This is a genomic window from Vogesella lacus, assembly GCF_979366295.1.
In genome coordinates this window covers 258,067-267,956 of sequence record NZ_CEETQT010000005.1, presented here as the reverse complement: position 1 = coordinate 267,956, position 9,890 = coordinate 258,067, and the positions used below count along the sequence as shown (strand labels likewise).

Annotated in this window: 12 protein-coding genes; 7 read left to right on the top strand and 5 right to left on the bottom strand. The window is 57.5% G+C overall.

The annotated features are described in order from the left end of the window. Positions 1-219: 219 nt before the first annotated feature. Positions 220-1,086, bottom strand: a complete 867-nt coding sequence (locus tag ACZ9W6_RS08825; RefSeq protein WP_465190729.1) for a YicC/YloC family endoribonuclease — start codon at positions 1,084-1,086, stop codon at positions 220-222. Between the two features lie 86 nt (positions 1,087-1,172). Here ACZ9W6_RS08825 and ACZ9W6_RS08820 point away from each other — a divergent pair, with 86 nt between their 5' ends. The 4 genes from ACZ9W6_RS08820 to dusA all read left to right on the top strand — a co-directional run bounded on the left by ACZ9W6_RS08820 (position 1,173) and on the right by dusA (position 4,849). After that, the gene (locus ACZ9W6_RS08820) at positions 1,173-2,126 is read left to right on the top strand and encodes a serine/threonine protein kinase (protein WP_465190728.1); all 954 of its coding nucleotides are present in this window, start codon (positions 1,173-1,175) and stop codon (positions 2,124-2,126) included. Continuing rightward, positions 2,123-2,986, top strand: a complete 864-nt coding sequence (locus tag ACZ9W6_RS08815; RefSeq protein WP_465190727.1) for a PP2C family protein-serine/threonine phosphatase — start codon at positions 2,123-2,125, stop codon at positions 2,984-2,986. The genes ACZ9W6_RS08820 and ACZ9W6_RS08815 overlap by 4 nt, the downstream gene beginning before the upstream one ends. A 54-nt stretch (positions 2,987-3,040) precedes the next feature. Beyond that, on the top strand, positions 3,041-3,757 hold the full coding sequence (gene rph / locus ACZ9W6_RS08810; protein ID WP_465190726.1) for a ribonuclease PH: 717 nt from the start codon (positions 3,041-3,043) through the stop codon (positions 3,755-3,757). A 102-nt stretch (positions 3,758-3,859) separates the two neighbouring features. Next, positions 3,860-4,849: a tRNA dihydrouridine(20/20a) synthase DusA gene (gene dusA / locus ACZ9W6_RS08805; protein WP_465190725.1), complete on the top strand. Its 990-nt coding sequence runs from the start codon at positions 3,860-3,862 to the stop codon at positions 4,847-4,849. A 93-nt stretch (positions 4,850-4,942) separates the two neighbouring features. On the opposite strand, the gene ACZ9W6_RS08800 is transcribed toward dusA, so the two are convergent. The 4 genes from ACZ9W6_RS08800 to rstA all read right to left on the bottom strand — a co-directional run bounded on the left by ACZ9W6_RS08800 (position 4,943) and on the right by rstA (position 7,470). Then, the gene (locus ACZ9W6_RS08800) at positions 4,943-5,128 is read right to left on the bottom strand and encodes a hypothetical protein (protein ID WP_465190724.1); all 186 of its coding nucleotides are present in this window, start codon (positions 5,126-5,128) and stop codon (positions 4,943-4,945) included. A gap of 49 nt (positions 5,129-5,177) precedes the next feature. Next, positions 5,178-5,360, bottom strand: coding sequence for a hypothetical protein (locus tag ACZ9W6_RS08795; protein WP_465190723.1), 183 nt, complete (start codon positions 5,358-5,360; stop codon positions 5,178-5,180). Positions 5,361-5,436: 76 nt separating this feature from the next. After that, positions 5,437-6,732 carry an ATP-binding protein gene (locus ACZ9W6_RS08790; RefSeq protein WP_465190722.1) on the bottom strand — a complete coding sequence of 432 codons (1,296 nt, stop codon included), beginning with the start codon at positions 6,730-6,732 and terminating at the stop codon, positions 5,437-5,439. 6 nt (positions 6,733-6,738) lie between these two features. Further along, positions 6,739-7,470: a two-component system response regulator RstA gene (gene rstA / locus ACZ9W6_RS08785; RefSeq protein WP_465190721.1), complete on the bottom strand. Its 732-nt coding sequence runs from the start codon at positions 7,468-7,470 to the stop codon at positions 6,739-6,741. A 172-nt stretch (positions 7,471-7,642) separates the two neighbouring features. On the opposite strand from rstA, the gene rdgB reads away from it, so the two are divergent. Genes rdgB through ACZ9W6_RS08770 form a run of 3 tightly spaced genes read left to right on the top strand, consistent with a single transcriptional unit; the run spans position 7,643 to position 9,875 of the window. Then, entirely contained in the window at positions 7,643-8,239 is a 597-nt protein-coding gene (gene rdgB, locus ACZ9W6_RS08780; RefSeq protein WP_465190720.1) for an RdgB/HAM1 family non-canonical purine NTP pyrophosphatase, read from the top strand. Further along, positions 8,236-9,489 carry a radical SAM family heme chaperone HemW gene (hemW, locus tag ACZ9W6_RS08775; protein WP_465190719.1) on the top strand — a complete coding sequence of 418 codons (1,254 nt, stop codon included), beginning with the start codon at positions 8,236-8,238 and terminating at the stop codon, positions 9,487-9,489. Before rdgB ends, hemW begins: the two co-directional genes overlap by 4 nt. After that, positions 9,489-9,875, top strand: a complete 387-nt coding sequence (locus tag ACZ9W6_RS08770; protein ID WP_465190736.1) for a RidA family protein — start codon at positions 9,489-9,491, stop codon at positions 9,873-9,875. Before hemW ends, ACZ9W6_RS08770 begins: the two co-directional genes overlap by 1 nt. Positions 9,876-9,890 lie beyond the last annotated feature (15 nt).

Genomic DNA, 9,890 nt, shown 5'->3' with positions numbered 1-9,890 from the left:
ATGATCTCCATCACCAGCGCGGCTTTGCGCTTGGCGGTCCAGCGTTTGATATCGTCTTCCATGGTCATGCTCATCACGTGCTCCTGTGTGAATTATGACCTGTGCAGGTTTTTAGTGGGTCATTACAGTTGCTACGAGATGACATGAGTTGAAACGAATAAAGCCCCGACAGGCGGGGCTTTTATACAATTGGAGCAACGGCTTACTATGGCTGGAATGTTACTCCACGTTCTGGATTTGCTCGCGCATCTGTTCAATCAAGACTTTCAATTCGACTGAAGCTTGCGTGGTTTCTGTCGATACAGACTTAGAGCCGAGAGTATTGGCTTCGCGATTGAGTTCCTGCATCAGGAAATCAAGCCGTTTGCCGACTTGACCGCCGGTTTTCAGGATGCGGCGAATTTCGCTGAGATGAGTATTCAGGCGCTCCAGCTCTTCGTCGACATCAATCTTCTGGGCAAACAGTGTAAACTCTTGCTTGATGCGATCGTCATCAATGTTTCCGAGGGCTTCTTGCAGGCGTGCAGATAGTTTGGCACGGTAGTTTTCCAGAATTACGGGCAGGCGAGGCTTGATGTCGGTGATGATCTGTTGCATGCCCTGAATTCGATCATGCAGTACGTTGGCCAGTTTTTCGCCCTCTCGTGCGCGAGTGGCACGGAAATCTTCGAGGACCTGCTGCAGGGCATTGATACATAGTTGCTGCAAGGTTTCAGGTGGGAGCGGGTTGGTTTTCAGTACGCCAGGCCAGCGCAGGATCTCACCCATGCCCAGGTCGCGAACTTGCGGGGCAATACTCTGAACTTCAGTCGCCATCGCCAGCAGCTGACGTACGGTGTCGTGATTCAGTTCTAGTGTCTGGCTGTCGGCTTCATTGTGACTGATGCCGATACGGCATTCGACTTTGCCGCGGCTGACTTTGCCGGCAATGGTATCGCGGATGGCCGCTTCAATGACGCGCAGCTCTTCAGGCAGACGAATCTGGATGTCGAGATAGCGATGATTGACCGCACGAAGTTCGAGAGAGAGCAGGCCGCCCGGAAATTCACGGGTAGTCGAAGCAAAACCGGTCATGCTTAAGATCATGGGATAGTCCTGTGAGATAGAATAAAATTGCAGAACTCCCTGATGCTGCAATAAAGATCAGGGATCACAACACTATAACAACGCCAATGACGCATTCCAAGCAAAGTGCTCTTCCCGCAGGCTTCAGGCTTGAAGAGTACACAATAGTAAGAGAGCTCAGTGCCGGCGGATTCAGCCAAGTCTATCTCGCGCTTGACCAGCATGATCGCAAGTTTGCGATCAAGGAATACCTGCCGCAGGAAATGACAAAACGGTTGCCTGACGGTGGCGTAACCATATCCAATGAGCTGGATAGGGAGTCTTTCCGGCATGGGTTGAAATGCTTTTTTGAAGAAGCAAGGATGTTGGCCGCAATCCAGCATCCGAATATTGTCAGTGTGGCCAACTTCTTTCGTGCCAATAATACGGTCTATATGGTCATGGAGTATGCGGAAGGGCGGCCACTGAGCAAAGAGGTAGAGATCGCGGGCGGCCGTTTGAGTGAGGTCAAAATCCGGCGCTTGTTTGCCGAGCTGATCGGTGGTTTGCGCGAGGTCCATTTGCAGCATCTGCTGCATCTGGATATCAAGCCAGCCAATATCTACCTGCGGCGCAATGGCTCGCCAGTGTTGCTGGACTTTGGCGCGGCCCGGCAAACGATGCGGCGCTCCGGCCAAGCTTTCGCCTCGATGTTTACGCCAGGCTATGCGGCGCCGGAGCAATACGATGCACTGGCCAAGCTGGGGCCGTGGACTGATATCTATGGTCTGGCTGCGTGCATCTACAGCATGATGGGCGGTGGGCGATTACCGCCGGCTGACGAGCGTTTGCGACAGGACAAGCTGGAGCCGGCGACAAAGGCTTTTGCCGAGTACTACTCCTTGCCCTTGCTGACACTGGTTGATGAGTGTCTGCTACTGGATCCGATGAAGCGCTTGGCGAGTCTTGGCCAAATGCAGCGAATATTGCAGGACAATAATTATGCCCCCCCTGAGCCGCCAAAGTCCTGGTGGCAAAAAGCGGGTAACTGGTTTGGCAAGACCCCGGGAGAGCGCAAATGAAGTTCTCTGTGTCGGTTGATTCAAGAATCGGCGGCCGTCAAAACAATGAGGACCGTTTTGGCCTTGCCTGTACTGAAGAGAGTCTGTTGCTGGTGGTGGCGGATGGTATGGGTGGGCATGTCGATGGCGAGATTGCCGCCCAGATTGCCGTTGATGTCTTGCTTGAACAGTTTCGTCAGCAAGCCTACCCGCTGCTGGAGCAACCGAAACATTTTCTCAGCGCCGCCATTGCCGACGCGCACCAGGCAATCATCGATCACGCTATTCTGCGTTGTCTGAGTGAGGTGCCGAGCACCACTGTCGTTGCTGCCGTCGTGCAAAATGGCAAGGTCTATGCAGTTTACGCAGGCGACTCACGTTTCTATCTGCTGGAGAACGGCAAGATTGCCTTGCGCAGCCGAGATCATTCCCATGTGCAGCGCATGATAGATACCGGCTTTCTGAATGAGAGTGATGCGGCTACCCATCCGGCAAGACATCGTATCTACAACTGCCTTGGCGCGGTAGGCGAGCCGGAAATTGCCTTGTTACCACCCTGCGACCTGAGTGAAGGTGCCACTATCCTGTTGTGCAGTGACGGGCTGTGGTCGGCAGTTCCCGATGAAGAACTGGCCAAGGTCTTTACCGGCCGCTTGGCCGGCATGGTCTTGCCGGTATTGATGAATGTGGCAGAAAAAAGAGCCGGCGAGCATGGAGATAATCTGACCGCAGTCGCCTTGACTCTACTGCCCGAAGCTATGGATACGGCGGGGCGGAGCGATGTACTGGATACCCGAGTGACTCATAGTGATGCCCTGAGTGACTACATCCAGGACATGATTCTCGACCGTGAGCTCAGTCAAGGCTTGAGCCCAGAATAATAGGACGAAATGGCAGCTTACTCTAGAATGACGTTTTGCCATCGAGAGTACGCCATGCGCCATTCCCAAAGAGCTGCCGACGCCTTGCGCGAGGTTCGCATTACCCGTCACTACACCCGCCATGCCGAAGGTTCGGTGCTGATCGAATTCGGCGACACCAAGGTGATTTGTACCGCCAGCGTGGATGAAGGCGTCCCGCCATTTTTACGTGGCACCGGCAAAGGCTGGGTGACTGCCGAATACGGCATGCTGCCACGCTCTACCCACAGTCGCATGCGCCGCGAAGCCGCCAGCGGCAAGCAATCGGGTCGTACCCAGGAAATACAGCGCCTGATCGGTCGCAGCCTGCGCGCCGTGGTTGATCTGGAAAAACTGGGCGAGCGCCAGATCCAGATTGACTGTGATGTGATTCAGGCCGATGGCGGTACCCGCACGGCCAGCATCACCGGTGCCTTTATTGCGCTGTCGGATGCCATTACCGCGTTGATGGCTGCCGGCAAGCTTGCGGCCAACCCGCTGCGTGATCATATTGCCGCCATCTCGGTGGGGATTGTCGATGGCGTGCCGCTGCTGGATCTCGATTATCCCGAAGACTCTGCCTGCGAAACCGACATGAATGTGGTGATGACCGGCAGTGGCCAATTCGTTGAAGTGCAAGGCACGGCCGAAGGTGTGCCGTTCAGCCGTGACGAGATGAACGCTCTGCTGGCACTGGCCGAAAAAGGTATTAACGAGCTGGTGAACCTGCAAAAGCAGTCGCTGGAAATTTGAGCCCTTGCGGCCAACTGTAGCCAGCTTGGCCGCAAACATTGACCTTGGCGGGTGCAATCCGGATAATCCTTCCTCTTTTCAAATGCTTAGCTGCACCCGCTGATGACTGCCAAGACCTTGCCGTCCCGCCGTTTGTCCGTTGCCCCGATGCTGGACTGGACTGACCGCCATTACCGCTATTTCGCCCGCCTGATCACGCGTCATACCTGGCTCTACACCGAGATGGTGACGACCGGTGCGTTGTTGTACGGTGATGTTGGCCGCCATCTGCGTTTTGACGAGGCCGAGCACCCGCTGGCACTACAGCTGGGTGGCTCAGAGCCGGACGAGCTGGCGCGCTGCGCAAAGATCGCCCAGGAATGGGGCTATGACGAGGTGAATCTGAATGTCGGTTGCCCGTCGGAGCGTGTACAGAAAGGGGCGTTTGGTGCCTGTCTGATGGCCGAGCCCAAGCTGGTGGCAGATTGCGTGAAGGCGATGCGCGACGCGGTCAGCATTGATGTGACGGTCAAGCACCGTATCGGCATCGACCACATCGACAGCTATGACTATATGCGCGAGTTTGTCGACACCGTAGCCGAAGCCGGCTGCCGCACTTTCATCGTGCACGCGCGCAATGCCATCCTGAAAGGCCTGAGCCCGAAGGAAAACCGCGAGATCCCGCCACTCAAATACGACTATGTCTATCGCCTGAAGCAGGAGCGTCCCGAGCTGGAAATCCTGATCAATGGCGGTATCAAGACCAATGCCGAAATCGCGGCTCATCTGCAGCATGTCGATGGCGTGATGGTTGGCCGCGAGGCTTACCACAATCCTTATCTGATGGCCGAATGGGACGCGCTGTTTTACGGCGACGAACATGAAGTGCTGTCGCGCGGCAAGGTGGTTGAGGCCTTGTTGCCTTATGTCGCTGCGCGCTTGCAGGATGGCAGTAGCGTGCGCCATATCGCGCGTCACGTACTGGGTTTGTTCCACGGCGAGAAGGGCGGTCGCCAGTGGCGGCGCATGCTGTCGGACAGCAAGGAGCTGAGCGGCGCAGACGAGGCGTTGTTTATTCGCGCCATGCTGGCAACGCAAGGGCAGTCAGTCTGATTGCCACGGCCGGCTGATTGACAAAAAAAGACGCCATACTGTGTCAGCAGTATGGCGTTAGTGCTTTCAAGGCAAGCTTCAAGTCAGCAAAGCTTACTTCTTCACTTCAACTTTTTTCTTGGCGTCAGCGGCAGGCTTGCTGGCAGCTTTTTTCTCCATTTTCTTGGCTGGAGCGGCAGCAGCAGGAGCAGAAGCGGCTTTCTTGGCATCAGCAGCAAAACCGGTGGAAGCGGCCAGAGCCAAGGTAACGCCCAGAGCAACAGTAACGAGTTTTTTCATGATGATTTCCTTTGCGTAAGAATCAGGGAACAGCAGATTGGAAGACGGCTTACTTCTTGACTTCAACTTTCTTGTGGGTTTTTACCGCAGGCTGGGACGCGTGCTTTTCGGCCTTCTTGGACGGTACGGCAGCGGCAGGCGCGGAAGCCGGTTTCTTGGCATCTGCGGCAAAACCGGAGGAAGCGGCAACAGCCAGAACCAGGCCGGTGCAGATCAGGGACAGTTTTTTCATGGCGTTCACCTTTCTATCGGGTAGCAATGTTGGCTTGCTTGAGGTGAATGATAGGCAGGTGAGGCAGGCGGGTCTGTTACGCCATGTTGGTATTTGTAACGCTTTGTAGCGGCCAGTTGAGAGTGATGCAGCAGCCGCCAAGATGGCTGTCGCTGATGCGGATTTCGCCCTGATGGGCCAGCATGATGCGCTGAACGATGGCCAGGCCCAGGCCGTGGCCAGCCAGCTTGCCCTGCTTGTCTTGCGGCAGTCGGTAGAAGGGTTCCAGCACGCGCTGTCGCTCGCCTTGCGGAATGCCGGGGCCGTTATCGTGCACACTCAGCTCCTGCATGCCATTTTCGCAGCTGACCTCGATCAGTATCTGGCCATGGCCGTAGCGCTGGGCATTGCCCAGCAGATTGTCCAGCGCGCGCGAGAGCAGGCGCAAATCACCGTGAAGTGACTCGCAATAGCTGTGCGACAGGATGCCAAGGCCCGGATGCAGGCTTTGCAGGGCCTGAATGCGGCCATCCAGCCAGGGTTTGCAGAAGAATGCGTCGCTGGCGAGATCCAGTTTGGGGTGGCTGAGTCTGGCGTGCAGCAGCAACTCGTCAATCAGCAGGTTGACGCTGTCCAGATCGTGCTGGATGCCCAGATGGTCCTGACTGTCCTCGGGCAGATCCAGTAGTGCGATACGGTAACGCAGGCGGGCCAGCGGTGTACGCAGCTCGTGGGCGACGGCTTGCAGCAGCTGTTGCTTGCTATCCAGCAGCAGGCTGATTTCACTGGCCATGTCATTGAAGCTGTTGGCCAGGGGGTGCAGCGCGGATGTGGCTGGCAGGCTGACGCGGGTTTGCAACTCGCCACGGCGCAGGGCATGGGCGCTGCGATCCAGCAATTGCAGTTCTTGCCAGTGCGGCCTCGCCCACAGCAACACCGGAATGGCGAGGAACAGGCTGATCAGCCCGAGCAGCAGATAATCGAGGTCACGTACTTCGTGCAGATAAATCAGCAGGTCGGAGGTGTCGGCCTGCAAGGCTTGCGTGCTGCCCGGCAGGCGCAGGTAGTAAGTCTGGTTGTCTTCGAGATAGACGATATTGCCCTCATCCAGATCGGCGCGGCCCTCATCATCTACTTCGATGCGTGCCACCGCTATCAGACTGACGGGGAAGTCCAGCAAGGGGTTGATCTCGACAAGAGCGTGCGGCCAACTGGTAGCGGGCAGGTCGTGCAGGTGGTTGGCCACCAGTGTCAGCGCATTGCGCACCAGCAGGGTTTCGACTTCATTGCCGTTCTTGCGATTGATTTCCTGATACACGAGGCCGGCCAAGGCGACGGCCACCAGAAAACAGCTGATCAGCAGCAGGTAAAACTGGATGAACATCTTGCGCATGGCGGCTTACCACTGATCGGGCGAAAACAGATAACCCTTGTTGCGCACAGTCTTGATGCGTCGAGGCGGGCTGGCTTCATCTCCCAGTTTCTTGCGCAGGCGCGAGATGGCGATATCGATGCTGCGGTCGAAACCGTCGTAGCCAAAGCCGCGCACCTGGCGCAGCAGGGTGTCGCGCTCCAGTACTTCGCCGGCATGACTGGCCAGCAAGCAGAGCAGATCGAACTCGGTGGTGGATAGGGCGATGCGATCCTCTGCCAGCCAGACTTCACGGTTGCTTTCATCCACGCGTAGCTGGCCAAAGCGCAGCCCGTTACGTTTTAGCTTGGCTGTCGCAGACGTTTCGCTGCTGGCTGATGCGGCGGTGGGCACAGGTTTATGCTGGCGCAGCTGCGCGCGCAGACGGGCAGCAACCACCGCCGGCGGCGTGCTCTTCAGGATGTAATCATTGGCGCCAAGCTCCAGCCCGAGAATATGGTTCATATCGCTGTCCAGCGAAGTCAGCATCACGATGGGGCCGCTGTAGACCGGGCGCAGCTCGCGGCACAGACTCAGGCCGTCCTTGCCCGGCAGCATGATGTCCAGCACCAGCATATCCCACGGCTGTGCGGCCAACTGTGCTGCGACTTGCAAAGGGTCAGGCTGGATGGAAATATCGATATCGTGCCGCGCCAGATAGTCACGGGTGAGGCTGGCCAGCTCGAGATCATCCTCGACCAGCAGAACTTGATAGGCCATGAGCGTGGCACCTTGCAATCAGACGGTAGTGTGAATCGAGTATATCTGCAGTGATATTGTATTGTCCTGATCCGGCGGTGGCTTCAGGGCAGGCTTGAGACTGCGGCAAATCCCTGTAAGATGGACACATCACTACGGCCCGCTACGGCGGGCCTGTCTGTTGGAGCATTACATGATCGACAAACTGGTACTGGCCAGCAATAACGCTGGCAAACTCAAAGAATTTACCGCCTTGCTGGCCCCGCTGGGCATCGAGGTGATTCCGCAAGGCCGGCTGAATGTGCCGGAATGTCCGGAGCCGCATTACACCTTCCTCGAAAACGCGCTGGAAAAAGCCCGTCACGCCAGCCATGTCACCGGCCTGCCGGCGCTGGCTGATGATTCGGGCATCTGCGTCGAGGCTCTGGGTGGCAAGCCTGGCGTGCTGTCGGCACGTTATGCCGGCGAACCGAAGTCGGACGAGCGCAATAACGCCAAGCTGGTCGAGCGCCTGCAAGGCAAGGACAACCGCCGTGCCTATTACTACTGCGTGCTGGTGCTGGTGCGTCACGCTGACGACCCGCAGCCGCTGGTGGTAGACGGCGCGTGGTATGGCGAGGTGGTCGACAGCCCATCCGGCAATGGCGGTTTCGGTTACGACCCGCATTTCTGGCTGTCGTCGCACGGCTGTACCGTGGCCGATCTGCCGGCCGAGGCCAAGAATGCCATCAGCCATCGCGGCCAGGCCATGCAGGCGTTGCTGGCCAAACTGAAAGCCCAGCTGGCATGAGCGTGATTGATCTGACTGCGCTGAAAGGCGGCCTCAAGGAGTTGCCACCGCTGGCGCTGTACATCCACTTTCCCTGGTGCGTGAAGAAGTGTCCGTACTGCGACTTCAACTCCCACGAGTTCAAGCCGCAGGGCAAGACCATTGCCGTGCAGGATGCGGCCAACCTTGGCCGCAGTCGGGTTGGCGAAGGCTTTGACGAGATGGCCTATATCGACACCTTGCTGCGTGACTTCGAATACAGCCTGCCAGCAGTGTGGGGGCGGCCGATTACCTCGATCTTCATGGGTGGCGGCACGCCCAGCCTGTTCTCGCCCGAGGCGATGGACGCGTTGCTGGCTGGTTTGCGCGCACGGGTGCGTATCCATCCGGATGCCGAAATCACCATGGAAGCCAACCCCGGCACTTTCGAGTACGAGCGTTTTGCCGGCTACCGTGCGGCGGGCATTAATCGCCTGTCGATCGGTATCCAGAGCTTTGCACCGCATCACCTCAAAGCTCTGGGGCGCATTCATGATGGCGACGAGGCGCGTCGTGCTGTCGAGATCGCACTCACGCATTTCGACAATGTAAACCTCGACCTGATGTACGCGCTGCCGCAGCAGACGCTGGCCGAGGCGCTGGCCGATATCGATACCGCCATTGCTTTTGGCGTCACGCATATCTCGGCCTATCACCTGACCATCGAGCCGAACACCCTGTTTGCTGTCGAGCTGCCGAAAAACCTGCCCGACGATGACGATTCGGCCGATATGCAGGAGGCGATCGAGGCACGGTTGGAGGCGGCCGGCTATGTGCATTACGAGACTTCGGCCTTCGGTAAGCCCGGCCGATTCTCGCGGCACAACGTCAATTACTGGCAGTTTGGCGACTATGTCGGCATCGGTGCTGGTGCGCACGGCAAGATCAGCTCGCACGAAGGCATTGTGCGGCAGATGCGCGTCAAGCAGCCGGCAGCCTATATGCAGGCCGTGGCGGCCGGTAATCCGCTGCAGAGCGAGCACAAGGTTGGCCGCAAGGATCTGCCGTTCGAATTCATGATGAATCTGCTGCGGCTGACTGGCGGCTTTGAATCACGGCTGTTCAGCGAGCGCACCGGTTTGCCTGTATCCTGTATCCAATCGCAATTGCGCGAGGCACTGGCCGCAGGGCTGATCGAGCAGGATCTCACGCATATCCGCCCGACGCTGAAGGGCCAGCGTTTTCTCAATGAACTGTTAACCCTGTTCCTGCACGAAGAAGGAGAACAATGATGGCGAAAGAAATCATCCATACCGACAAGGCTCCGGCCGCGATTGGCGCTTACTCGCAAGCGGTGAAGGCGGGCAATACCGTTTACCTGTCCGGCCAGATTCCGCTGGATCCGGCCACCATGACCGTGGTGGAAGGCGGCTTTGCGGCTGAAACCCACCAGATGTTCAAGAACCTGAAAGCGGTATGTGAAGCCGCTGGCGGCAGCCTGGACCAGATCGTGAAGCTGAATGCCTTCCTGACCGATCTGTCCAATTTCGGTACTTTCAACGAAATCATGGGCCAGTACTTCAGCCAGCCCTTCCCGGCGCGTGCCGCTATCGGCGTGGCCAGCCTGCCAAAAGGCGTACAGGTTGAAGCCGACGCCGTGATGGTGCTGGGCGAATAAGTACAGCTTTTTGCT

Bases quoted from the DNA above. Each gene is read 5' to 3' on its own strand.
- ACZ9W6_RS08825 (WP_465190729.1), bottom strand. From the start codon at position 1,086: ATGATCTTAAGCATGACCGGTTTTGCTTCGACTACCCGTGAATTTCCG.
- ACZ9W6_RS08820 (WP_465190728.1), top strand. From the start codon at position 1,173: ATGACGCATTCCAAGCAAAGTGCTCTTCCCGCAGGCTTCAGGCTTGAA.
- ACZ9W6_RS08815 (WP_465190727.1), top strand. From the start codon at position 2,123: ATGAAGTTCTCTGTGTCGGTTGATTCAAGAATCGGCGGCCGTCAAAAC.
- rph (WP_465190726.1), top strand. From the start codon at position 3,041: ATGCGCCATTCCCAAAGAGCTGCCGACGCCTTGCGCGAGGTTCGCATT.
- dusA (WP_465190725.1), top strand. From the start codon at position 3,860: ATGACTGCCAAGACCTTGCCGTCCCGCCGTTTGTCCGTTGCCCCGATG.
- ACZ9W6_RS08800 (WP_465190724.1), bottom strand. From the start codon at position 5,128: ATGAAAAAACTCGTTACTGTTGCTCTGGGCGTTACCTTGGCTCTGGCC.
- ACZ9W6_RS08795 (WP_465190723.1), bottom strand. From the start codon at position 5,360: ATGAAAAAACTGTCCCTGATCTGCACCGGCCTGGTTCTGGCTGTTGCC.
- ACZ9W6_RS08790 (WP_465190722.1), bottom strand. From the start codon at position 6,732: ATGCGCAAGATGTTCATCCAGTTTTACCTGCTGCTGATCAGCTGTTTT.
- rstA (WP_465190721.1), bottom strand. From the start codon at position 7,470: ATGGCCTATCAAGTTCTGCTGGTCGAGGATGATCTCGAGCTGGCCAGC.
- rdgB (WP_465190720.1), top strand. From the start codon at position 7,643: ATGATCGACAAACTGGTACTGGCCAGCAATAACGCTGGCAAACTCAAA.
- hemW (WP_465190719.1), top strand. From the start codon at position 8,236: ATGAGCGTGATTGATCTGACTGCGCTGAAAGGCGGCCTCAAGGAGTTG.
- ACZ9W6_RS08770 (WP_465190736.1), top strand. From the start codon at position 9,489: ATGGCGAAAGAAATCATCCATACCGACAAGGCTCCGGCCGCGATTGGC.